Origin of the sequence: Providencia sp. SP181 (assembly GCF_050446505.1) — a bacterium.
Lineage (GTDB): Bacteria > Pseudomonadota > Gammaproteobacteria > Enterobacterales > Enterobacteriaceae > Providencia > Providencia vermicola.
This window is the reverse complement of the sequence record NZ_JBBPXM010000005.1, coordinates 275344-300544: the sequence shown is the minus strand read 5'-3', so window position 1 is coordinate 300544 and position 25201 is coordinate 275344. Positions and strand designations below refer to the sequence as shown.

Genomic DNA, 25201 nt, shown 5'->3' with positions numbered 1-25201 from the left:
TAGATAGAGAGATGTTATGTCATTAATTAACCTCACTAAATTGCTGTTGGTTATTATTGTATCGAGCGTTATTTCAATCTTGTTTTATCGCTATTTTTTTGTTGAAGAAAATAATAGTCAACAGATGGAAAAACAAGAACGAACGGTATTGTATTGGTATGACCCTATGTATCCAAATACCAAGTTTGATCAACCAGGTAAGTCGCCATTTATGGACATGGATCTTGTGCCTAAATATGCCGATGAAAACCAAGGATCAGCAAAGAGTAAAGGAGTCACCATTAACCCAACTCAAACCCAAAATTTAGGGTTAAAAACGGTTGAGGTAAAATGGGGGCAATTAAGCTATGACCTAACATTTCCTGCTGAAATTACGTTTAATGATCACCAATTTGCGATTGTACAAGCAAGGGAAAGCGGTTTTGTGGAAAAAGTTTATCCATTTACCGTTGGTGAACGAATTCAAAAAGGCGTTCCAATTGCAGATTTAACGATCCCTGCGTGGGTTGAGGCGCAAAGTGAATATTTAGCGTTAAAACAAATGGGTGCTAACCAATCTGATCTTAATAGCGTGATCGAGCGCTTACGATTAAATGGAATGCCTGAAGGATCGCTCTCCCAATTTATTAAAACGGGGAAAGTGCAAACACGCTTTACCATTCAAGCACCGATATCCGGTGTTATTACTGCATTAAATCTACGTTTAGGAATGAATATTTCTAAAGAAGTGACTATCGCCCAAATACAGGGAACTAATCCCCTGTGGGTGAATGCATCCGTCTCCCAATCAGCGGCGGAATTATTGACTAAACAAGCCCAGTTTTCTGTTTCTATTCCCGCTTATTCAACTCAGCAATTTATAGTGAAAAACTGGTTAGTATTACCAAGTGCGGATCAAGCAAGCCGTACCATCAATATCCGTGCAGAAATTGAAGATAACGCCAATGTATTAAAACCAGGAATGACCGCCTATTTAAACGTATTGGCGAAAGGCCAAGAAAGTTTATTAGTCCCCTCTCAAGCTATTGTGGATTCAGGGAAAGAACAACACGTTATTGTGGTGGGGGAGCAAGGGGAGTTTATCCCTAAGAACGTGCGTATTATGGCAGAGTCCCAGCAAACAACGGCTATTTCACAAGGGTTACAAGTTGGCGAAAAGGTTGTGACGCAAGGTATTTTCCTGATCGATTCAGAAGCAAATATTGCGGGTGCATTAGCCCGAATGGAGGCGCTTCCTGTGCAATCCACGTCATTAAATCATTCATCGCATAAATCTAAGGAGTAGGCTATGTTGGAATGGATTATAAGACGCTCGGTTGCGAATCGCTTTTTAGTTTTAATGGTGGTGGTATTTTTAGTCATAATAGGAATATGGAGTATCCGTAGTACGCCTGTTGATGCACTGCCTGACTTATCTGATGTGCAGGTGATCATCAAAACCACTTACCCAGGGCAAGCTCCCCAGCTGGTTGAAAATCAAGTTACTTACCCGATTACGACCACAATGTTATCCGTACCAGGGGCGAAAACAGTTCGCGGTTTTTCTGCCTTCGGTGACTCTTATGTGTATGTGATTTTTGAAGATAATACGGATTTATATTGGGCTCGTTCACGGGTTTTGGAATACTTAAACCAAGTTCAGGCAAAACTGCCAAAAGGTGCGGTCGCCTCAATTGGCCCAGATGCAACGGGTGTAGGTTGGGTGTTTGAATATGCCTTGGTTGATAAAAGCGGTAAACATAACTTAGCTGAATTACGATCGCTGCAAGATTGGTTTTTGAAATATGAATTAAAAGCGCTGCCAAATGTTTCTGAAGTTGCAACAGTTGGTGGTGTAGTGAAGTCCTATCAAATTATTGTTGACCCACTTAAATTAACGCAGTTTTCAGTGACGTTACCTGAAATAAAACAAGCAGTTGAAATGGCGAACCAAGAGGCTGGTGGGTCTTCCATCGAAATTGCCGAAGCTGAGTTTATGGTTAGAGCCAATGGTTACCTGCAATCCATGGATGACTTTAATAAAATCTACCTAAAAATGGCGGAAAATAACGTCCCAATCTACCTGAAAGATGTGGCTCGCATTCAAGAAGGCCCTGAAATGCGCCGTGGTGTTGCTGAGCTTAACGGGGAAGGTGAAGTTGTCGGTGGGATCATTTTATTACGTTCAGGTGAAAATGCGCGAAATGTTATTCATGATGTAAAACAAAAGCTTGAAGATTTGAGCGCGAGTTTGCCAGACGGTATTGAAATCATCACAACCTATGATAGAAGCATTCTGATTGATAATGCGATTGATAACCTCAGCGATAAATTGTTAGAAGAGTTTATTGTTGTTGCTTTAGTTTGTGCTGTTTTCTTATGGCATTTCCGCTCTGCTTTAGTAGCGATTATTTCTTTACCTCTAGGGCTATTTATTGCGTTTATTGTTATGCGTTACCAAGGAATAAATGCAAACATTATGTCGCTTGGGGGAATTGCGATTGCGATTGGCGCAATGGTTGATGCGGCTATTGTGATGATTGAAAATGCCCATAAAAAATTAGAAAAATGGCAACATCAACATGAAGGGCAAATTCTTGATAATACACAGCGTTGGAAATTAATTACTGACTCAGCGGTTGAAGTCGGGCCTGCATTATTTATCAGCTTACTTATTATCACGTTGTCTTTTATTCCCATCTTTACGTTGGAAGGCCAAGAAGGGCGTTTATTTGGCCCTCTGGCATTTACCAAAACCTATGCGATGGCTGGGGCTGCTGCACTAGCATTAATCGTAATTCCGATATTAATGGGGTATTGGATCCGCGGTAATATCCCAAATGAAAATAAAAACCCACTAAACCGTTGGCTAATTGCAATATATAGCCCAATTTTATTAAAAGTGTTGGCATGGCCGAAAACGACATTGCTGATTGGCATTCTGTCATTGTTTACTGTGATATGGCCATTAAAGCATTTAGGGGGTGAATTTCTCCCGTCAATTAATGAAGGTGATTTGCTGTATATGCCCTCGACACTACCGGGGGTATCTCCTGCTCAAGCGGCGTTTTTATTACAAAATACCGATAAGCTAATCAAAACTATTCCTGAAGTTGATACCGTTTTTGGCAAGGTGGGGAAAGCAGAAACTGCTACTGACTCGGCACCGATGGAAATGATCGAAACCACCATTCGTTTAAAGCCACAGTCTGACTGGCGTGAAGGGATGACATTGGAAAAAATTATCGATGAGTTAGATGAAACTGTGCGTTTGCCAGGGGTTGCTAATTTATGGGTTCCACCGATTCGTAATCGAATCGATATGCTTTCCACAGGGGTCAAAAGCCCGATAGGCATTAAAGTTTCAGGGAAAGACCTCGAAGAAATCGATGCATTTGCGCAACAGATTGAAAAAGTGACGAAAACAGTCCCAGGGGTCGTCTCTGTATTAGCCGAACGGCTGGTGGGCGGTCGGTATGTTGATGTCAAAATCGATAGGGAAAAAGCCGCTCGTTTTGGTATGAGTATCAGCGATGTACAGGTTTATATCTCTATGGCGACAGGGGGGGAGATGATAGGAGAAACCGTTGAAGGGATTGAGCGTTATCCCATTAGCCTAAGATACCCACAGGATTATCGAAACAGTGTTTCTGCATTGAAACTATTACCGATTTTAACACCCAATAAGCAACAAATCGTTCTCAGTGATGTGGCTGATGTGGTAGTGCAAATGGGGCCACCGATGCTAAAAACAGAAAATGCACGGCCCACCAGTTGGATTTATATCGATGCGCGGGATAGGGATATGGTCTCTGTCATTAATGATATTGATATGGCAATAAAAAATAATATTCAAATGAAACCAGGGGTCAGCTACTCCTTCACAGGGCAATTTGAATTACTTGAAAGAGCCAACCAAAAATTAATGTTAATGGTACCTGCTACTATTATGATTATTTTTGTCTTGCTCTATTTAGCCTTCAGGCGCTTTAGCGAGGCTCTGTTGATTTTATTAAGTTTGCCTTTTGCATTAGTGGGTGCGATTTGGTTCCTATATGGGATGAACTTTAATTTATCCGTTGCAACAGGGACTGGCTTTATTGCATTAGCAGGGGTTGCCGCTGAATTTGGTGTGGTGATGTTGATTTATTTAAGGCATGCCATTGAAGACAGAGAAAAACTGCAAGGAATAAATACATTATCCAATCAGGATTTAGATAGTGCGTTATATGAAGGGGCAGTATTGCGCGTCCGACCTAAAGCGATGACAGTTGCCGTTATTTTAGCGGGATTATTGCCAATTTTATTAGGAACAGGAGTTGGGTCAGAGGTGATGAGCCGAATTGCTGCCCCAATGATTGGCGGGATGATAACGGCACCATTATTATCGTTATTTATCATTCCAGCTGCATATAAATTAATTTGCCAAATACGCCATAAGAAATAGAAATTTTACAGGTAGTAATCATTATTATTGATAAGGTAAATAGCAATGAAAAAGATAATTTTAGGTGGAATGTTTTTACTGTCATTTTCTGCATTTTCTCAAAACCAGAGCGTGCAACTGTATAAAGATGCCAATTGCGGTTGCTGCCAGTTATGGGGAGAAGGAGTAAAAAAAGCAGGGTATGACGTTGTGGTCAATGAAATCAGTTATGATGAATTGAACAAGCTGAATGATGAGCTGAATGTGCCATATAACTTACGCAGCTGCCATATCGCGAAATATAAAGGTAAAGTGATTGTTGGGCATGTGCCTGTGAGCAGTTTAGATGCGATTGATACGTTGCCTGCGGATGTGGTTGGAATTTCAGTACCAGGTATGCCAATTGGCAGCTTAGGGATGGAGCAGCTAGATGGAAGAACGCAGCCGTATTCAGTGGTTCAATTTAAAGCCAATGGCGAATACCGTTAGTTCAGAAAAATAGATTAAGTTGCAGGGGAACCTGCAACTTTTGTGACGGTGGTTAGCTTTCTAATATCAGCTCAATAGATTTTAGTTCTTCTTGGCTAAAATCGCGGTTTTTTAAGATCCCTATTGCGTCATCAATTTGGCTAATACGGCTTGCCCCAATCAAAACGGAAGTGATCCTATCATGGCGTAATAACCACGCTAATGCCATTTGGCTTAGCTTTTGATCGCGTTTTGCCGCAATTTCATTCAACTGTTTAACTTTTGCTAAGATAGCAGAAGTCAGTCGCTCAGGAGGCAATGACGGATTACCAGCAGCTCGTGAGTCGGCGGGGATACCATTTAAATAGCGATCCGTTAAGATCCCGCCAGCAAGTGGAGAATATGCGATTGAACCTACGCCTTCTTCTTCAAGAACATCAAACAAACCTTCTTCGGGCGTGCGTTCAAGCATGGAATATTTTGGTTGGTGGATAAGGCAGGGTGTTCCTAATTCAGTCAGAATACCAATGGCCTCTTTCGCTAAATCGGCGGGGTAGTTTGAAATCCCAACGTACAGTGCTTTTCCTTGGCGAACAATTAAGTCAAGAGCAGTCATGGTTTCTTCTAATGGCGTATCAGGGTCTGGGCGATGGTGGTAAAAAATATCCACATAATCAAGCCCCATACGCTTTAAACTTTGGTTGAGACTGGCAACCAAATATTTTTTGCTTCCCCAATCGCCATAGGGGCCATCCCACATGGTAAACCCCGCTTTTGATGAAATGATCATTTCATCGCGATAAGGTAGAAGATCTCGCTGTAAGATCTGGCCAAACCTCGTTTCGGCAGATCCTGGAGGAGGGCCATAGTTATTGGCAAGATCAAAATGCGTAATACCAAGGTCAAAAGCATGGCGCACCATGGCTTGGCAGTTATCAAACGATTTGTTATCGCCAAAATTATGCCATAACCCTAATGAAATCAGTGGTAAACGCAGTCCACTACGGCCACATAAACGGTATTCCATTTCAGTATAGCGCTTTGATGATGCGACATAAGGCATACTTCACCTCCAAAATAGTGAGCAAAAATCATTCTGATATTGTCATAAACCCCAAATGTGAGCTGAGGAATCGATGCTAATTTAATTTAGTATGGTCTTTTTATCGCTAAATTGTGATGGTGTACGAAGAATTTTGGGATGCATTGAAAACAGAGGGTATTCACTGTGAGTGAATACCCTCTGTTAGAAGATTAAATTTGTTCTGGGCGAGTAAAAATGAGCTCATTACCTTTAGATTGGTTTTCATCAAATTGATAACCTTCTAAATTAAAGTCAGACAATTGATCGGTTTTTGTCAGTTTATTTTGAATAATAAATCGGCTCATTAAACCGCGTGCTTTCTTTGCATAAAAGCTGATGACTTTGTATTTGCCGTTTTTCTCATCAAGGAAAACAGGCTTAATAATCTTCCCATCTAATTTTTTGGTATTTACCGATTTAAAATATTCGTCAGATGCAAGGTTGACTAAGACTTGGTCTTTTTGCTGAGCAAGAGCCAGATTCAATTGTTTGGTAATGATATCGCCCCAGAATTCATAGAGGTTTTTACCACGGGTATTTTTTAGTGAAATTCCCATTTCAAGGCGATAAGGCTGCATTAAATCTAATGGGCGCAAGATACCATAAAGACCCGATAAAATACGTAAATGGGATTGGGCAAATTCAAAATCTGCAGGGGAAAATGTCTCTGCTTTCATTCCCGTATAAACATCACCTTTAAACGCTAAAATGGCTTGGCGTGCATTTTCAGGGGTAAAGTCTGCGTGCCATTCTGCAAAACGAGCGGCGTTGAGGCCTGCCAATTTATCACTGATTTTCATTAAACTGGCGATATCCACAGGGGTTAACTTACGGCATTCTTTGATGAGCTTTTGCGATTCTGCTAATAACTCAGGTTGCGTAAATTTTGCTGTCGCAAGCGGGCTTTCGTAGTCTAGTGTTTTTGCAGGTGAAATAGTAATAAGCATGACTTGACCCTTTATAAAAGAATAATAACGCTTACTTTAGCAAAAATTCATCCTAAATAGCTAATTGATGCAATAAGGCAAATCAATATTATTCTTTGCTATTGTTAGCTGACGAGATATTTCGCTAAAAGGATTCAGCTTGATATCAAGTTGCGAAACCGATTGCCAATCAAATAGTTGCTTTTGACTAGATTTCCTTGCTTGCAGCAATATGGATGCATGATATTATCTGTAGACGGTGCGGCGATAGCCACAATTCCTTTATAATACGCAAAGTAATTCAAGTTGCAGTCTGTTAGCCAATACATCTACAACTTGAAGCATGACGGGTTACCCTAAATACTTCAAGTTGTAGGTAGGCGGCAAGTAAACGAGTCTCTAGAAGCATACATTAGTATGTGACTAGAGCGAGAGAGCGTAGCCAACACCGCTACAACTTGAAATATGACGGGTATAACAACGAGATTAAAGAAATGACCGATAAACTGACCTCCTTACGTAGTCTGACAACTGTTGTTGCTGATACAGGCGACATCGAAGCAATGAAGCTTTACAAACCACAAGATGCGACCACCAACCCGTCGCTGATCTTAAATGCTGCACAAATTCCTGAGTACCGTAAATTAATTGATGAAGCGGTTGAATGGGCACGTAAGCAAAGCAGCAATCGTGAGCAACAAATTATTGATGCTTGTGACAAACTGGCTGTGAATATCGGTCTGGAAATTCTGAAATTAGTTCCGGGTCGTATTTCTACCGAAGTTGATGCACGTCTTTCTTATGACGAAGAAGCCTGTATTGCTAAAGCACGTCATTTAATCAAAATGTACAACGATGCGGGTATCAGCAATGATCGCATCCTGATTAAATTAGCGTCTACTTGGCAGGGTATCCGTGCAGCGGAAAAACTGGAAAAAGAAGGCATCAACTGTAACCTGACTTTATTATTTTCTTTTGCTCAAGCACGCGCTTGTGCAGAAGCAGGTGTTTACCTGATCTCTCCATTCGTGGGCCGTATCCTTGACTGGTACAAAGCAAATACTGACAAAAAAGAGTTTGCACCACAAGAAGATCCAGGTGTGGTTTCTGTAACTGAAATCTATAACTACTACAAAGCACACGGCTATAAAACAGTTGTTATGGGTGCAAGTTTCCGTAATGTGGGCGAAATCATTGAATTAGCAGGTTGCGATCGCTTAACAATCTCCCCAGGCTTACTGAAAGAGTTGTCTGAGTCTGAAGGCACATTAGTACGTAAACTGACTGACGCGGGTAAAACGCAAGAGCCAGGTGCTAAACTGACTGAAGCTGAATTCTACTGGCAGCATAACCAAGATCCAATGGCGGTTGATAAACTGTCTGACGGTATCCGTAAGTTTGCTGTAGACCAAGAAAAACTGGAAAAAATGATTGCGGATTTACTGTAATTTTTCTAGCGTCGTCAAAACCCAGCCAATTGGTTGGGTTTTTTTATGGCTATTTTTCATTGATTTATATCTCAATTTAAATATAAAAAAGCCACAACGCTGCATGAAAATATGCTTCATGGTATGATATTACACCTGTTTATGGGCAAATAAACAGTTTCTGATAAGTCAATTTTTGAGGTTTGTATGAATGAATTGCGCATAGGTCTGGTTTCTGTTTCTGATCGTGCTTCGAGCGGTATTTATGAAGATAAAGGCATCCCTGCATTAGAAGAGTGGTTAGCAAAAACGCTAACAACGCCTTTTCGCATTGAAACGCGGTTAATTCCAGATGAGCAAGTCATGATTGAACAAACTTTGTGTGAGCTGGTGGATGAGTTTGCATGCCATTTAGTGCTTACCACAGGTGGCACAGGGCCTGCTCGTCGTGATGTGACACCAGATGCAACATTAGCCATCGCCGATCGTGAAATGCCAGGGTTTGGTGAGCAAATGCGCCAAATTAGCTTGAAATTCGTTCCCACTGCTATTTTATCGCGTCAAGTCGGCGTGATCCGCAATCAGGCCTTAATTTTAAACTTACCAGGGCAGCCAAAAGCCATTGCTGAAACATTGGAAGGGTTGAAAGATAAGGAAGGAAATGTACTGGTATCAGGGATTTTTGCCAGTGTTCCTTATTGCATTCAATTGCTCGATGGCCCGTATGTGGAAACTGATCCTACAATCGTTAAGGCGTTTAGGCCAAAATCGGCGATCCGTACTGAATAAGTTTTGAATACAATCAGGTGAGCATTCACTCACCTGATTAAATACCATTAGCAATAATTAGCCGCGCTGGCCAATAGGTAGCACCGTTCTGCCGTATTGCTCATTTAACACTTCTGCGACCGCTAAATAGAACGCACTCGCACCACAGATAATTCCTTCGAAACCTGCAAATTGGAGTAGCGCAGCGTTGCCCGTTAGATTGCCAATAGCAAGTAAGGCAAATAAGACTGTTAAGCTACCAAAAACAAATTGCAGCACAACGTTAGCTTTAAATGTGCCAAGGAACATGAAAAAGGTAAAAATCCCCCAAATAGCAAGGAAAACGCCTAAAAATTCAGGCGAGGTGGCTTCGGCTAACCCCATAGTTGGTAAAAATAATAAACCAACTAATGCAATCCAAAACATCCCATAAGAGGTAAATGCGGTTGCGCCAAATGTATTGCCCTTTTTATATTCAATCAGCCCTGCGATAAATTGGGCAATCCCACCATAAAAAATACCCATGCTTAAAATAACGGATGAAAGCGGAAAAAATCCTGCGTTATGAATATTCAACAGGATGGTTGTCATACCAAAGCCTAGTAAACCAAGTGGGCCTGGATTTGCAAGAGAGCTAGACTGCATATAACCTCTGGTAAAATATATAAAATTCAAATAGATAAAAAGAAATAAACACCGCTAAAATGGCAGTGGCGGCGAATCATACGCAGTTTTAGTTGCCTAAACAATGATCACAAGACAGGTTTTTTTGCAATAAATGCAAATTTTTTTTAATTCCCCCCTTGATGAATGGATTTACGACCCCATCTTTAAAGCATCAACCGATATCTCTGTGAATTATTGCGTATTGAAAAATAATTTAGGCTCAGGGTGAAAAATGCCCTTGAAAAAGAAATATTGAGCCGCATATAGATTGATATCGAAATCATAGTGAAAAGAATTCCTTTGGAGGCGTTTTAGATGGGTAAAATTATTGGTATCGACTTGGGTACAACTAACTCATGCGTTGCAATTATGGATGGTACTACCGCTCGTGTTCTGGAGAACAGCGAGGGTGACAGAACTACTCCTTCCATCATTGCGTACACTCAAGATGGTGAAATTTTAGTTGGTCAGCCAGCAAAACGTCAGGCTGTTACTAACCCAGAAAATACTTTATTTGCAATCAAACGTTTGATTGGTCGTCGTTTCCAAGACGAAGAAGTTCAGCGCGATGTCGCTATCATGCCATACAAAATCATTGCTGCAGATAACGGCGATGCTTGGTTAGATGTGAAAGGCCAAAAAATGGCACCGCCACAAGTTTCAGCTGAAGTTCTGAAAAAAATGAAGAAAACAGCGGAAGATTACTTGGGTGAGCCAGTCACAGAAGCGGTTATCACTGTGCCTGCTTACTTTAACGATGCTCAGCGTCAAGCAACTAAAGATGCGGGTCGTATCGCTGGTTTAGAAGTAAAACGTATTATCAACGAACCAACAGCAGCAGCATTAGCTTATGGTTTAGATAGAGAAGTTGGTAACCGTACAATTGCTGTTTACGACTTAGGTGGTGGTACATTCGACTTATCAATCATCGAAATTGATGAAGTTGATGGCGAAAAAACCTATGAAGTGTTAGCAACCAATGGTGATACTCACTTAGGTGGTGAAGACTTCGATACACGTTTAATCAACTACTTAGTTGAAGAATTCAAAAAAGAACAAGGTGTTGACCTGCGTAACGATCCGTTAGCAATGCAACGTCTGAAAGAATCTGCAGAAAAAGCGAAAATTGAGCTGTCTTCTGCACAACAAACTGATGTGAACCTGCCATATATCACTGCTGATGCAACAGGTCCAAAACACATGAACATCAAAGTGACTCGTGCAAAATTAGAGTCACTGGTAGAAGACTTAGTTAAGCGTTCAATGGAGCCAGTGAAAGTTGCACTGCAAGACGCAGGTTTAAGTGTGAGTGAAATCAACGATGTTATTTTAGTCGGTGGCCAAACACGTATGCCAATGGTTCAAAAAGTTGTTGCTGACTTCTTTGGTAAAGAACCACGTAAAGACGTTAACCCAGACGAAGCGGTTGCAATGGGTGCTGCAGTACAAGGTGGTGTTTTAGCAGGTGATGTTAAAGACGTTCTGTTACTTGATGTAACGCCTCTGTCTTTAGGTATCGAAACCATGGGTGGCGTGATGACTTCGTTAATTTCGAAGAATACCACTATCCCAACAAAACACAGCCAAGTGTTCTCAACCGCGGAAGATAACCAAGCAGCCGTGACGATCCATGTTCTGCAAGGTGAACGTAAACGTGCGGGTGATAACAAATCACTGGGTCAATTTAACTTAGACGGTATCCAAGCAGCACCACGTGGTATGCCACAAATCGAAGTGACTTTCGACATCGATGCTGATGGTATCTTACATGTGTCTGCGAAAGACAAAAACAGCGGTCGTGAGCAAAACATCACCATTAAGGCTTCTTCAGGCCTGAACGACGAAGAAATCGAAAAAATGGTACGTGACGCAGAAGCGAACGCAGAAGCTGACCGTAAATTTGAAGAGTTAGTGCAGGTTCGTAACCAAGCTGACCAACTGGTTCACGGTACACGTAAACAAATCGAAGAAGCAGGTGACAAATTACCAGCGGACGATAAAGCAAACATCGAAAAAGCAACATCTGAGTTAGAAGCTGCAGCGAAAGGCGAAGATAAAGCAGATATCGAAGCGAAAATCCAAGCTTTAGTCACTGCATCTGCAAAACTTCTGGAAATCGCACAGCAACAAGCTCAATCAGGCGGTGCCGGTGCAGCTGGCGCAGAAGCGAAGAAAGATGATGATGTTGTTGACGCTGAGTTTGAAGAAGTTAACGACAAAGACAAAAAATAATGCCCTTAGCGGGCGCAGTAGCTGTAGCGAAGATGGTTAATAGTTACTGATACCGGATACGGGCGTTGAGGGAACTCTGCGCCCGTTCCGCATGTTAAGGGTAAATTAAATGGCAAAAAGAGACTTTTATCAGGTTTTAGAACTTGAAAAGAATGCTTCAGAAAAAGACATTAAAAGAGCGTATAAGCGCTTAGCAATGAAATACCATCCTGACCGTAATCAGGGCAATAAAGACGAATCTGAAGAAAAATTTAAAGAAATTAAAGAAGCTTACGAAGTTCTTTCCGATGAGCAAAAACGTGCCGCTTATGACCAATATGGTCATGCTGCGTTTGAACAAGGCGGAATGGGCGGCGGCGGGTTTGGCGGTGGCGCTGACTTTAGCGATATCTTTGGTGACGTCTTCGGTGATATTTTCGGAGGCGGTCGCAGACAGCAACGCCCAAGCCGTGGCTCTGATCTGCAGTACAACATGGAATTGACTCTTGAAGAGGCTGTCCGTGGAGTGACCAAAGAAATTCGTATTCCGACGCTAGAAACCTGTGATGTGTGCCATGGTAATGGTGCGAAACCAGGAACCAGTGCTGATACTTGTTCCACTTGTCATGGTATGGGCCAAGTGCATATGCGCCAAGGCTTTTTCTCGGTACAACAACCTTGCCCAACTTGCCACGGTCGCGGAAAAGTTATCAAAGACCCATGCAACAAATGCCATGGTCATGGTCGTGTTGAAAGATATAAAACACTATCAGTTAAAATTCCAGCGGGGGTTGATACGGGTGATCGCGTTCGCTTATCGGGTGAAGGTGAAGCGGGTGAGAACGGAGCTCCAGCAGGCGATTTATTCGTTCAAGTTCATGTATTACCTCATAACATTTTTGAGCGTGATGGTAATAACCTGCATTGCGAAGTACCAATTAACTTTGCCGATGCAGCTTTGGGCGGTGAAATTGAAGTTCCAACCCTTGATGGTCGTGTAAAACTGAAAATTCCAGCAGAGACACAAACAGGTAAAATTTTCCGTATGAAAGGAAAAGGTGTGAAATCTGTGCGTGGAGGTCTGCAAGGCGATTTGATGTGCCACATTGTTGTTGAAACTCCCGTAAAACTGAATGAGAAACAAAAAGCGTTACTCAAAGAGTTTGGCGAGTCTTTAGGTGGCAAAAGCGGAGAAAAAAATAGTCCGCGTTCCAAAAGCTTCCTAGATGGCGTGAAAAAATTCTTTGATGATTTAACGAACAAATAATGTGTTAATTATTTAATAAATTAGAATGGCTGGTCTGTGAAATACAGAACCAGCCATTTTTTTATGTTATTTAACCACTTCCCCGCTAGCAATAACGGTTTCACGTACTTTGTTTGCAAAGTCTTGTGCTTCTTGGATAATCACTTTTTCATCAGCGGTGAGTAATTGGCGGTCTTGCATCAAAACTTTACCGTCTACTATCGTATGGCGAACATTAGCCCCATTCGCGCCATAAACAAGTGCGGCATATGGGCTATACATTGGAACCATATTAGGTGATTTAGTATCAATAACAATAATATCTGCAAGTTTACCCGCTTCAAGTGAGCCTAATTTATCTTCCATATGCAGAACTTTAGCTGAGCCTTTGGTGGCTAGCTCGACAACAGTGAGCGGCGGCATTGCAGCTCGGTCTTTGTTCTCTAGTTTATGAATTTTACCGACTAAATTAAGCTCATTTAATGTTGTTAGAGTATTGCTCGACATTGGGCCATCGGTTCCTAACCCTACCCGAATGCCTTTTTCTAACATAGTCGTGACAGGCGCAACGCCTTTTGCTGATTTGGTGTTGGCACTGATATTATGTGCGACACCGACATCGTATTTTTTCAGCAAGTCCATATCTTGCTCATTCACCATAATTGCGTGTGCAGCAATGACTTTATTATTCAGTGCACCAATATCAGCCATGTATTGAACAGGGCTTTTACCACCTGTTCGCTTAGCAATTTCTTCTTGCTCGCGATCGGTTTCGGCTAAGTGGATCATGACTGGAACATTTAATTCTTGAGATAATGTTGAAATTTGCTGTAAATGCTCAGTTGAGTTGGTATATGGAGCATGGGGTGCAAAAGCTGGAGTTATGCGTGGATGGTCTTTGTATTGATTAATAAAACTCACTGCATATTGAATACCTTCATCTGCATTTTGCGCATCAGCAACAGGAAACTGGATCACGGACTCACCTAAAACAGCTCTTAAGCCAATTTTATCAACCGTTTTTGCCACTTCGTCTTCAAAATAATACATATCGACATATGTTGTGACGCCCCCCTTAATCATTTCAATATTGGCAAGATTCGCACCAACGCGTACCATTTCACGGCTTACCATCTTGTTTTCTAGGGGAAATATATAACGATGTAAGCGGTCTGGAACATCATCCGCCAATGAACGAAAAACAGTCATTGATGCATGAGTATGGGTATTAATTAGACCTGGCATGACAATGTCTCCCTCGACATTGAGCACATTCGTAGCTTGATAGTCTTTTGCAAGCTCTGGTCCACCTACGGCAATGATTTTATTTTCTTTAATGACAACGGTACCGTTTTTGATGATGTGGTTTTTAGCATCCATCGTTAAGACTGTACCATCAACTATCATCATATCCACAGGTGTGACAGAAAAGCTTGCAAAAGAAGACGTCATTGTTGCAAGTGCTAATAAAGACTTTGTAAAAGACATTGTTACCTCATATCCAAATGAAAAATCAGTTTTTATTCTTTATAAAAGGCTCAAGTGGATTTATTAAAAACCACACTCTAATACCTAAATATAAGGGATTGGTATTTATGTTCAGTCCCTTATCGCGGGCTAACTGCTAAGTTTGGCAAGTAAAACACCCGATAAAATAACTATGCAGGCAAGAACTCGCATTAAGTTGAACTTTTCTTTTAAAAAGACAATCGAAAGGAACATTGCAAAGAGTACGCTGGTTTCTCTGATGGCTGCTACCATAACTATAGGTGCTTGGCTCATTGCCCAAATAGCAATGCCATAGCTCACTAATTGCATTAACCCACCTAATAACCCAGAACGCCAATATTGCTGAATACCGAGCACAAGTGTTGTGCGATATTTAATAATACCTGAAATAGTTAAGACGATACCATTTAATAAAAATAGCCAAAGTGTGTAGACGACAGGGTCTTCACTGGCTCGAGCTCCGTGGCCATCTGAAAGTGTGTAGCAGGCTGTGAAAAAGGCTGTACATAAGGCAAAAGTTAACGCTTTTCCTTTGATATTTAATTGAAATTTTCTTCCAGCAAAGGCGATGAGTAAAACACCACTAATAATGAGCAGTATGCCAATAAAACCCATTAATGGAATAAACTCATTGAATAATACAGCGCCAAGCAATGCTGTAATCAGTGGCGCGGAACCTCGTGAAATAGGGTAAATCTGGCTCAAATCACCGTGAGTATAGGCCTGGCTTAAAAAGTAGGTGTAGCCAATGTGGAACAATACCGATAAGGCCAACCAGTGCATTGCTTGGGGAGAAGGTAGCCCCAACCAAAATATTGCTGGAATGGCGAGCACACCCGAAAAAAAAGAAATCATGACGAGACCAAAAAAACGGTCATTACCAAATTTAACTAAGGCGTTCCAAGTTGCATGGCAAAAAGCAGCAAAAAGGACGGCGAGTAATACGTAAGTAGTCATAATTTAAGGATAAAGATTATTTTTTTGTTTGAAAAATAAATAACGTTGTTGTTGCGAAGCGCTTCGCAAAACGATTGTAACTCAGTCTCCCATATTAAAAATTATTGCGAAACCCTTCGAACAGAAAAAATAGATGATTGCGACAAGAACATCAAAAAATGTAAATTAGAAAAACGAGAAAAAGTTGAATTTATAAAGTCACTTTTTAAAAAATTTATTATTTGTTTTTATAAAAGTTGTCTATAGTGAAATTAACGTTTTTTTATCATTTTGAGTGATCTCTAACCTAAATAGATCGTTAATTCCGAGTTTTAATGGATGAATAAACGATTTTTTACGAATTAATAATTAGCATAATATTAACATTCAAAAAATATTGAGGTTAAAATAAATGACAGCAATTATTCGTAAATTTTTAAGGTTAGAAGCAGCAGGGGGCTTACTCCTGATTATTGCTGCCATAGTTGCTTTGATTATGGCTAATACGCCATTGCAAGGCGCTTATCAGCAATTTTTAACGATCCCAGTATCGATTAAAATTTCAGACTTTGGGCTAGATAAACCATTAATTTTATGGATTAATGACTTCCTAATGGCTATTTTTTTCTTAGTCGTGGGTCTTGAGGTTAAACGTGAATTATTGGAAGGATCCTTAGCTGGTCGTGATAAAGCTATATTTCCAGCAATTGCAGCATTAGGTGGGATGATTGTTCCTGCGCTAATTTATCTGCTTTTTAATGGTGGAAATGAAATCACTCAACAAGGTTGGGCAATACCAGCGGCAACAGATATTGCATTTGCTTTAGGTGTTATGGCGTTATTAGGTAAGCGCGTACCCACTGAGTTAAAGGTCTTTTTATTGGCGCTAGCTATTATCGATGATCTTGGTGTTATTGTGATTATTGCCTTTTTCTATACAAGCTCTGTATCAATGATTGCGCTCGGCTTAGCTGCTTTATGTATTGCAATATTGGTCACTATGAATTGGCGCAAAGTGGAAAATACAGCAGCTTATTTAGTTATAGGGCTGATATTGTGGGTATGTATATTAAAGTCAGGTGTTCATGCTACATTGGCGGGGGTGATTGTTGGTTTCTTAATTCCATTAAGGGGCACAAATCAAACAAAACCTTCTGAAGAGCTTGAGCATGTCTTACATCCGTGGGTTGTCTATTTAATCTTACCTATTTTTGCATTTGCGAATTCAGGCGTTCAATTACAAGGCATCACCTTTGATGGGTTATTGAGTCCGTTACCGCTTGGTGTGGCTGCAGGGTTAGTATTGGGTAAGCCAATTGGGATTTTCTTATTTAGTTGGATTTCGGTAAAACTTGGCTTTGCGAAATTACCTGAGTCGATTAATTTGAAGCAAGTTTTTGCCGTTTCGGTGTTATGTGGGATCGGTTTTACTATGTCTATTTTTATAACTGGGCTCGCATTCGATGGTATTGATGAGGTATATAGTACTTACTCACGCCTAGGTATTTTAATTGGCTCCACAGTGGCAGCAGTGCTCGGTTATTTTATGTTAAGAGTAGTCTTACCGAAACAAAAACAGTTAGCGTGAACTAGAATTATAAAGTAATTTAGTTAATTCTTAGTAAGAATTTCCGAACTAATATTCTATGATATGCCGTAGTGTATCTTTTGCAGATACACTACGGTTATACATAATAAAAGCCCCTGATTCATGGGGACAGGTAGATATGTATGGTGAATAGCACCAAGTGTGGTTATTGACGATACAAAAGGAATCGATATGCGGGTTTCACATTTAAATTTTAACCATCTTTACTACTTTTGGCATGTATGTAAAGAGGGCTCTGTCGTGGGGGCGGCTGAAGCACTTTACCTGACTCCTCAGACCATAACAGGCCAAATCAAGGCGCTAGAAGAGCGTTTAGGTGGTAAATTATTTAAGCGACAGGGGCGTGGTTTAGTGCCTTCCGAACTCGGGCAACTTATTTTTCGCTACGCAGATAAAATGTTTATGCTTAGCCAAGAAATGCTCGATATAGTTAATTACAGCAGAGAGTCCAACTTACTATTTGATGTTGGTGTTGCTGATACATTGTCAAAACAGTTAGTTAGCCGAATATTGGAAACGACAGTTGTTGAGCATGAACAGATTCACTTGCGCTGTTTTGAATCAACTCACGAGCTATTATTAGAGCAACTTAGCCAACATAAGTTGGATATGATTTTATCGGACTGCCCAGTTGATTCATCACAGCAGGAAGGCCTGTTTTCCGTTAAATTGGGTGAATGCAGTATGAGCTTTTTTTGCCGTCAGCCAATACCGAAAAAGCCATTTCCTGAATGTTTAGAAGAGCGTCGCTTACTGATTCCTGGAAGACGTTATCTTTTAGGTCGGCATATTTTAGCTTGGATACGGAATAAAAATTTACAAGTTGAGGTATTAGGCGAGTTCGATGATGCTGCATTAATGAAAGCGTTTGGCATGCATTATAATGCTATTTTTGTTGCTCCTTCTCAGTATACACCTGACCTTTTAGGCGGAGAAGATATTGTAGAATTAGGGCGATTAGAAAATGTAAAAGAAGAATATTACGTTATTTTTGCAGAAAGAATGATTCAGCATCCAGCAGTGCAGCGAGTTTGCAATAAAGATTTTTCAGAATTATTTTCAGTGTCATTTGACAAGTTAGGGCAGTAAATTAAGCAAATAAAAAAACCGGCCTAGGCCGGTTTTTTTAGCTAATCAAGAAGCAAAATTACATTGCTTTAATTTGAGCAACTAAGTTAGCTTTATGACGTGCTGCTTTATTTTTGTGGATCAGGCCTTTACTGGCGTGACGATCAACAATAGGTTGCATGTCATTGAATGCTTTCTGAGCAGCTTCTTTATCGCCTGCAGCGATAGCAAGGTAAACTTTCTTGATAAAAGTACGTACCATAGAGCGACGGCTAGCGTTGTGCTGGCGACGTTTCTCTGACTGAACGGCACGTTTCTTAGCTGATTTGATATTAGCCAAGGTCCAACTCCCAAATGTATTCTATTGAGGACAATTCAAAGGTCGAGGAATATGCCCTTTCGCCCTGCATTTGTCAATGGATTTGTGCAAATAAACATCGTGTACTTCGATGTCCATGCGCTGTGAATGGTGCAAGATTCTATCAGCAAATATGAGAAGAATACAGATCTTAGCGTGAAAAAATGCGTAATTGATGTCAGAAAATTAAAAACAATCACGATAGAAAAAAATTTTAGCCCATCAATAAGAGGGGAGTATGATATTTGCTCGCTTATTGATTGCTTATTAATCACGAAATGTGTTTAGCTATAGGCATTGATGAGAAAACGATAAAAATTGAATATTTTTAGAGACCTCGGAACAAATTTGTTGTATTGATAATCCATTGGTTATCCCAACATTTTTTGATATCTATGCCTAATTGCTCATATTGGGTAGCATTGTGGCTTGTTGTTCACGTAAAATAGATGGCTATTAGGTCGTGTTAGAATCAAAAAAATAGGGTTTAATGTAACCTTTTGCGAACTAAGGTTAACCTTATGCGTCGTACAAGGTATAATCCTGCAATTTCCTCGGTATTGAGCCTGTTATGGAGCTAATTCGCGGTATACAGAATATCCGGGCGTGCCATCATGGTTGCGTGCTGACTATTGGTAATTTTGACGGTGTTCATCGTGGGCACCAAGTATTACTTCAAAATTTGAAACTCAAGGGTAAGGAACTTGGCTTACCTACGGTTGTGATGATTTTTGAGCCACAACCTCTTGAATTTTTTATTGGTGACAAAGCGCCTGCGCGTTTGACACGTTTAAGAGATAAAGTTAAATACCTCGCAGACAGTGGTATTGACTACCTTCTTTGTGTTGAATTTAACCAGCACTTTGCCTCTTTAACACCCGCTGAGTTTGTCTCAGATTTACTGGTTGACAAATTAGGGGTGAAATATCTCGCCATCGGTGATGATTTCCGTTTTGGGAAAAATCGCATGGGGGATTTTTCCTTTTTGCAGCAAGCAGGTGAAGAGTTTGGGTTTGAGGTTGCTGATACAGAAAGCTTTTGTGATTCAGGTCTTCGCATCAGCAGCACGGCCATTCGTAAGGCTATTCAGGTTAACGACCTTGAATTGGCGGAAAACCTGTTAGGGCATGCCTATCGTATTAGTGGGCGAGTGGTTCATGGTAACCAGCTTGGCAGAACAATAGGTTTTCCGACGGCAAACCTACCATTAAAACGTTTAGTCACACCAGTGACGGGTGTGTATGCTGTAGAAGTTTATGGTTTAGGTGATAAGCCTTTGCCTGGTGTGGCGAATATCGGCACACGACCGACTGTATCTGGAAAAGGAACACAGTTAGAAGTTCATCTGATTGATGCCACTATGGATTTATATGGGCGTCATATCGATGTAGTGTTACGTAAGAAATTACGTGATGAGCAGCGGTTTGCTTCGTTGGAAGCGCTTAAGGAGCAAATTGCTAATGATGTAATTGCAGCAAGAGAATATCTTACTGCAATAGGAATCAGATAATTTAGCGGAAAATTGGAACTGAGAATCGATGAGTGACTATAAAAATACCCTGAATCTACCAGAAACAGGGTTCCCAATGCGTGGCGATCTCGCTAAACGCGAACCACAGATGTTAGAGCGCTGGTACAAAGAAGGTTTGTACCAAGCAATCCGTAAAGCAAAATCGGGCAAGAAAACCTTTATTCTGCACGATGGCCCTCCATATGCTAACGGCAGTATTCATATTGGTCACTCAGTTAACAAAATTCTCAAAGATATTATTATTAAATCCAAAGGATTAGCGGGTTATGATTCCCCGTATATTCCTGGTTGGGATTGCCATGGCTTACCGATTGAACACAAAGTTGAACAAATCGTGGGTAAACCAGGAGAAAAAGTTTCCGCCGCTGAATTTCGTGCACAATGCCGCCAATATGCAAAAGAGCAAATTGAAGGCCAAAAAGCTGACTTTATACGTCTTGGTGTATTAGGTGAGTGGGATAAACCCTACTTAACCATGGACTTCAAAACCGAAGCCCACATCATCAGAGCGTTAGCAAAAACCATTGCAAACGGCCATTTAGTGAAAGGTGCTAAGCCTGTTCATTGGTGTACAGCATGTGGTTCTTCATTAGCTGAAGCTGAAGTTGAGTATTATGACAAAACTTCCCCATCTATCTACGTTCGTTTCCCTGCAGTAGATAGCAAAGTGGTGTGTGAAAAATTCGGGGTTACGAGTGATAAAACGCCATCACTGGTTATCTGGACAACAACACCGTGGACATTGCCTGCTAACCGCGCAATCTCGTTGAATCCTGAATTTAAATACAACTTGGTACAAGCGAATGGCGAATTAGTCATTTTAGCAGCTGACCTTGTTGAAGATGTAATGAAAACTGTTGGTATCGACGAATGGGCAGTTTTAGGTGAATGTGAAGGTTCTGCGCTTGAACTGCTGCGTTTTGAACATCCATTTATGGGCTTTGATGTTCCTGCTATCTTAGGTGACCATGTTACATTAGATGCAGGTACAGGTGCCGTTCATACTGCGCCAGGTCATGGTCCTGAGGACTATGTGGTTGGCCAAAAATACGGTTTAGAGACAGCAAACCCTGTTGGGCCAGACGGTTGTTTCTTAGCCAATACCTATCCAACACTGGATGGTGTGTTCATTTTTAAAGCTAATGATTTAATTGTTGAGCTGTTAAATGAAAAAGGCGCGTTGCTGTATAAAAAAGCAATCACGCACAGCTACCCATGTTGCTGGCGTCATAAAACCCCCGTTATTTTCCGTGCAACACCACAATGGTTTATTGGCATGGATAAAAATGGCTTACGCGAACAATCATTGAAAGAAATTGATATCGTTCAGTGGATCCCTGGTTGGGGTCGCGCACGTATTGAGTCAATGGTTGAAAACCGCCCTGACTGGTGTATCTCTCGCCAGCGTACTTGGGGAACGCCGATGTCTTTGTTTGTTCATAAAGATACGGAAGAGCTGCATCCTCGTACGTTAGAATTAATGGAAGAAGTCGCTAAACGCGTTGAAGTTGACGGTATTCAAGCATGGTGGGATCTTGACCCAGCTGAATTACTGGGTGATGAAGCTGAAACCTACCGTAAAGTACCAGATACACTAGACGTCTGGTTTGACTCTGGGTCTACACACTTTGCCGTAGTTGATGCACGTCCTGAATTCCATGGTAATTCAGCTGACATGTACTTGGAAGGCTCTGACCAACACCGTGGCTGGTTCATGTCCTCATTGATGTTATCAACAGCAATGAAAGGCAAAGCGCCATATCGCCAAGTGTTAACGCACGGTTTCACCGTTGATGGCCAAGGCCGTAAAATGTCTAAATCATTAGGCAATACGGTAAGTCCACAAGATGTCATGAATAAACTGGGTGCAGATATTCTGCGTCTATGGGTTGCTTCGACGGATTATACAGGTGAAATCGCGGTTTCTGATGAAATCTTAAAACGTGCAGCGGATTCATATCGCCGTATTCGTAATACTGCCCGCTTCTTGTTGGCGAACCTTAATGGTTTCAATCCAGAAACGGACATGGTGAAACCTGAAGACATGGTGGTGTTAGACCGTTGGGCGGTTAGCCGTGCGCTTGAAGCACAACAAGAAATCGCCAAAGCGTATGATGAATATGATTTCCTTTCCGTTATTCAGCGTTTAATGCATTTCTGCTCTATCGAAATGGGTTCGTTCTATCTGGATATCATTAAAGACCGTCAGTACACAGCGAAAGGCGATAGCTTAGCGCGTCGTAGCTGCCAAACAGCTCTGTTCCATATCGTTGAAGCGTTAGTACGTTGGATAGCCCCAGTACTTTCTTTCACTTCAGACGAAATCTGGAATGAATTACCAGGAAAACGTGCTCAATTCGTTCTAACCGAAGAATGGTATAACGGCTTATTTGGTTTAGATGAGTCAAATGAAATGAATAACAGCTTCTGGTCTGAACTGCTGGCGGTTCGCGGTGAAGTGAATAAAGTGTTAGAGCAAGCGCGTACAGATAAACACATTGGTGGCTCACTAGAGGCTGCGGTGACGTTATATGCAGATAAAGACTTAGCAAACAAACTGCAAAGTTTAGGTGATGAACTGCGTTTCGTTCTGCTGACTTCTCAAGCGACTGTCGCGGATATTGCAACGGCGTCTGCTGATGCGCAAGAGAGCGAGTTAAAAGGCCTTAAAATTGCCTTTAGTAAAGCGGAAGGCGAAAAATGCCCACGTTGCTGGCATTATGCGAGCGATATCGGCTCATCAAGCGAGCAACCAGAAATTTGTGGTCGCTGTGTGACGAACGTAGCCGGTGACGGCGAATTGCGTAAGTTTGCTTAATGAAGACGCCTATTTGTTCTACTGGCCTGCGTTGGTTATGGCTAACCATCGTGATTATCGTGGCAGATTTAGGAATAAAGCAGTTGGTGCTAAAAGACCTGAATCTGTATGAACCACATGCTGTAATGCCATTTTTCAACATCATGTATGCCCAAAATTTTGGTGCGGCATTTAGCTTCTTGGCTGATGAAGGCGGCTGGCAGCGTTGGTTCTTTGCGGGTATTGCGGTGGGAATTTCCATTATTTTAATGGTGATGATGTACCGCCAAAGCGCGCAAAAACGCCTATCCAATATTGCTTACGCACTCATTATTGGCGGGGCAATTGGCAACCTTAGCGACCGTCTGGTTCATGGGTTTGTCGTTGATTACCTTGATATTTATGTCGGTAATTGGCACTGGCCAACATTCAACCTAGCTGATATGGCAATTTGTATTGGTGCTGCTTTAGTTATTTTGGAAGGTTTTTTACCAGAAAAGCCAAAGCAGGAAAAAGCCAAATAAATTGGTAGCACAATAGGTTACAATGTAATGACACACAGCCCAGATTTTCTGGGCTGAATTTTATGACAAAATAGGTTTGGTTTATGTCTACTCAAATACAGGCTCAGAGCGCAGTTTTACTGCATTTCACATTGAAATTGGAAGATGGCTCTACAGCCGATTCTTCACACGCACAAGGAAAGCCTGCGTTGTTTGTGTTAGGGAATGATTCGTTATCACCTGAACTTGAGGCCAAATTAATTGGGCTTAACGAAGGTGAAAAGAAAAATTTTTCATTACCTGGTGATACTGTTTTTGGTAAACATAACCCTGATTTAGTGCAGTATTTTTCATTGCGTGATTTTATGGATACAGGTATCCCTGAAATTGGGACTATCATGTTATTTACCGCAATGAATGGCAGCGAAATGCCTGGTGTAGTAAAATCGATCGAAGGTGAATCGATCACTGTTGATTTTAATCACCCACTCGCTGAGCAACAAATTAGCTTTGAAATTGAAGTGCTTGAAGTAGACCCGCAATTGGAGAATCACAATGCAAATATTAATGGCTAACCCTCGTGGTTTTTGTGCTGGTGTTGACCGCGCAATTAGCATTGTAGAAAGGGCATTAGAACTATACGGCGCACCTATCTATGTTCGTCATGAAGTGGTTCATAACCGTTATGTAGTTGATGATTTGCGTCAGCGTGGTGCTATTTTTATTGAAGAAATTTCTGAAGTACCAGATGGTTCAATCTTAATTTTTTCTGCACATGGTGTGTCACAAGCTATCCGCCAAGAAGCACGTTCTCGTGATTTGACCATGCTATTTGATGCAACATGCCCACTAGTGACTAAAGTACACATGGAAGTCGCTCGTGCAAGCCGTAAAGGTAAAGAAGCGATTTTGATTGGGCATGCGGGGCATCCAGAAGTCGAAGGGACAATGGGGCAATATAGCAACCCTGAAGGTGGTATGTATCTTGTTGAAAGCCCAGAAGATGTTTGGAAATTGAAAGTTAAAGACGAAAATAATTTATCGTTTATGACACAAACGACACTTTCTGTGGATGATACTTCAGATGTCATTGATGCACTAACCGCACGTTTCCCTAGTATTGTTGGGCCACGTAAAGATGATATTTGTTATGCAACAACCAATAGGCAGGAAGCGGCAAGAGAGCTGGCTGAGCGTGCAGATATTGTGCTAGTTGTAGGCTCTAAAAACTCATCAAACTCAAACCGTCTTGCTGAACTTGCATCAAGAATGCAAAAACCTGCATTTTTGATTGATGGTGCAGAAGACATCCAAACTGAGTGGCTAACGGATAAAAATATTATTGGTTTAACGGCTGGGGCGTCAGCGCCTGATATTTTAGTTCGTCAAGTTATTGATAGATTAAAAGAGCTTGGTGCAGACTCTGTTGTTGAACTACAAGGCCGTGAAGAAAATATTGTTTTTGAAGTGCCAAAAGAATTGCGAGTCGAAGTTAAAGAAATTAACTAATACATAGCATACATAGCAGCATATTATTCAAAGAGTCATTTTGTATCATCAAGGTGGCTCGGTCTTTTTTATTCTGATTTTTTCTTTCCTACTTTTCTTATCATCAACACTTTTTCTGATAATCAGTCCGCGTTCTACGTTTTTGTTAATAACTGTCGATTAATACTGGCAGAATCTCAT

20 protein-coding genes are annotated in these 25201 nt (G+C 41.2%); 14 read left to right on the top strand and 6 right to left on the bottom strand.

The window, feature by feature from the left end:
- The first annotated feature begins 16 nt into the window (after window positions 1-16).
- From AABS66_RS11175 to AABS66_RS11165, 3 genes are read left to right on the top strand one after another with little or no spacing between them, the layout of a single operon-like run.
- The gene (locus AABS66_RS11175) at window positions 17-1285 is read left to right on the top strand and encodes an efflux RND transporter periplasmic adaptor subunit (protein WP_206084519.1); all 1269 of its coding nucleotides are present in this window, start codon (window positions 17-19) and stop codon (window positions 1283-1285) included.
- Between the two features lie 3 nt (window positions 1286-1288).
- Window positions 1289-4426 (top strand): efflux RND transporter permease subunit, encoded by a 3138-nt coding sequence (locus tag AABS66_RS11170; RefSeq protein WP_430224920.1) that lies wholly within the window; start codon window positions 1289-1291, stop codon window positions 4424-4426.
- Window positions 4427-4471: 45 nt separating this feature from the next.
- On the top strand, window positions 4472-4894 hold the full coding sequence (locus AABS66_RS11165) for a DUF411 domain-containing protein (protein ID WP_430224919.1): 423 nt from the start codon (window positions 4472-4474) through the stop codon (window positions 4892-4894).
- 52 nt (window positions 4895-4946) lie between these two features.
- On the opposite strand, the gene AABS66_RS11160 is transcribed toward AABS66_RS11165, so the two are convergent.
- Both AABS66_RS11160 and yaaA read right to left on the bottom strand, forming a co-directional pair.
- Window positions 4947-5936 (bottom strand): aldo/keto reductase, encoded by a 990-nt coding sequence (locus AABS66_RS11160; protein ID WP_430224918.1) that lies wholly within the window; start codon window positions 5934-5936, stop codon window positions 4947-4949.
- 191 nt (window positions 5937-6127) lie between these two features.
- The gene (gene yaaA, locus AABS66_RS11155) at window positions 6128-6904 is read right to left on the bottom strand and encodes a peroxide stress protein YaaA (protein WP_430224917.1); all 777 of its coding nucleotides are present in this window, start codon (window positions 6902-6904) and stop codon (window positions 6128-6130) included.
- A 473-nt stretch (window positions 6905-7377) separates the two neighbouring features.
- On the opposite strand from yaaA, the gene tal reads away from it, so the two are divergent.
- The gene (gene tal, locus AABS66_RS11150) at window positions 7378-8331 is read left to right on the top strand and encodes a transaldolase (RefSeq protein WP_272539038.1); all 954 of its coding nucleotides are present in this window, start codon (window positions 7378-7380) and stop codon (window positions 8329-8331) included.
- 186 nt (window positions 8332-8517) lie between these two features.
- Window positions 8518-9099: a molybdopterin adenylyltransferase gene (gene mog, locus AABS66_RS11145; protein WP_206084524.1), complete on the top strand. Its 582-nt coding sequence runs from the start codon at window positions 8518-8520 to the stop codon at window positions 9097-9099.
- A 57-nt stretch (window positions 9100-9156) separates the two neighbouring features.
- Here mog and satP read toward each other — a convergent pair whose 3' ends face one another.
- Complete coding sequence (gene satP, locus AABS66_RS11140) at window positions 9157-9723, bottom strand: acetate uptake transporter (protein ID WP_272538973.1); 567 nt, start codon at window positions 9721-9723, stop codon at window positions 9157-9159.
- A gap of 336 nt (window positions 9724-10059) precedes the next feature.
- Here satP and dnaK point away from each other — a divergent pair, with 336 nt between their 5' ends.
- Together dnaK and dnaJ are read left to right on the top strand one after the other, a co-directional pair.
- The gene (dnaK, locus tag AABS66_RS11135; protein WP_206084526.1) at window positions 10060-11976 is read left to right on the top strand and encodes a molecular chaperone DnaK; all 1917 of its coding nucleotides are present in this window, start codon (window positions 10060-10062) and stop codon (window positions 11974-11976) included.
- Window positions 11977-12085: 109 nt separating this feature from the next.
- Window positions 12086-13222 (top strand): molecular chaperone DnaJ, encoded by a 1137-nt coding sequence (gene dnaJ / locus AABS66_RS11130; RefSeq protein WP_206084527.1) that lies wholly within the window; start codon window positions 12086-12088, stop codon window positions 13220-13222.
- 66 nt (window positions 13223-13288) lie between these two features.
- Here the strand turns inward: dnaJ and AABS66_RS11125 are convergent, their stop codons facing one another.
- Both AABS66_RS11125 and AABS66_RS11120 read right to left on the bottom strand, forming a co-directional pair.
- Window positions 13289-14689 (bottom strand): amidohydrolase, encoded by a 1401-nt coding sequence (locus AABS66_RS11125; RefSeq protein WP_206084528.1) that lies wholly within the window; start codon window positions 14687-14689, stop codon window positions 13289-13291.
- 129 nt (window positions 14690-14818) lie between these two features.
- Window positions 14819-15667 (bottom strand): EamA family transporter, encoded by an 849-nt coding sequence (locus AABS66_RS11120; protein ID WP_272574276.1) that lies wholly within the window; start codon window positions 15665-15667, stop codon window positions 14819-14821.
- A 391-nt stretch (window positions 15668-16058) separates the two neighbouring features.
- Between AABS66_RS11120 and nhaA the strand changes: the two genes are divergently transcribed.
- Both nhaA and nhaR read left to right on the top strand, forming a co-directional pair.
- The gene (gene nhaA / locus AABS66_RS11115; RefSeq protein WP_206084530.1) at window positions 16059-17234 is read left to right on the top strand and encodes a Na+/H+ antiporter NhaA; all 1176 of its coding nucleotides are present in this window, start codon (window positions 16059-16061) and stop codon (window positions 17232-17234) included.
- Between the two features lie 192 nt (window positions 17235-17426).
- The gene (gene nhaR, locus AABS66_RS11110; RefSeq protein WP_206084531.1) at window positions 17427-18344 is read left to right on the top strand and encodes a transcriptional activator NhaR; all 918 of its coding nucleotides are present in this window, start codon (window positions 17427-17429) and stop codon (window positions 18342-18344) included.
- A gap of 58 nt (window positions 18345-18402) precedes the next feature.
- Here nhaR and rpsT read toward each other — a convergent pair whose 3' ends face one another.
- On the bottom strand, window positions 18403-18663 hold the full coding sequence (rpsT, locus tag AABS66_RS11105; RefSeq protein WP_006662810.1) for a 30S ribosomal protein S20: 261 nt from the start codon (window positions 18661-18663) through the stop codon (window positions 18403-18405).
- Between the two features lie 589 nt (window positions 18664-19252).
- On the opposite strand from rpsT, the gene ribF reads away from it, so the two are divergent.
- From ribF to ispH, 5 genes are all read left to right on the top strand, one after another.
- Window positions 19253-20191, top strand: coding sequence for a bifunctional riboflavin kinase/FAD synthetase (ribF, locus tag AABS66_RS11100; protein ID WP_272574275.1), 939 nt, complete (start codon window positions 19253-19255; stop codon window positions 20189-20191).
- Between the two features lie 28 nt (window positions 20192-20219).
- On the top strand, window positions 20220-23030 hold the full coding sequence (ileS, locus tag AABS66_RS11095) for an isoleucine--tRNA ligase (RefSeq protein WP_206084533.1): 2811 nt from the start codon (window positions 20220-20222) through the stop codon (window positions 23028-23030).
- Window positions 23030-23533, top strand: coding sequence for a signal peptidase II (gene lspA, locus AABS66_RS11090; RefSeq protein ID WP_206084534.1), 504 nt, complete (start codon window positions 23030-23032; stop codon window positions 23531-23533). Before ileS ends, lspA begins: the two co-directional genes overlap by 1 nt.
- 83 nt (window positions 23534-23616) lie before the next feature.
- Window positions 23617-24087 (top strand): FKBP-type peptidyl-prolyl cis-trans isomerase, encoded by a 471-nt coding sequence (fkpB, locus tag AABS66_RS11085; protein ID WP_206084535.1) that lies wholly within the window; start codon window positions 23617-23619, stop codon window positions 24085-24087.
- Window positions 24068-25021, top strand: coding sequence for a 4-hydroxy-3-methylbut-2-enyl diphosphate reductase (ispH, locus tag AABS66_RS11080; RefSeq protein ID WP_206084536.1), 954 nt, complete (start codon window positions 24068-24070; stop codon window positions 25019-25021). The genes fkpB and ispH overlap by 20 nt, the downstream gene beginning before the upstream one ends.
- Window positions 25022-25201: the final 180 nt, after the last annotated feature.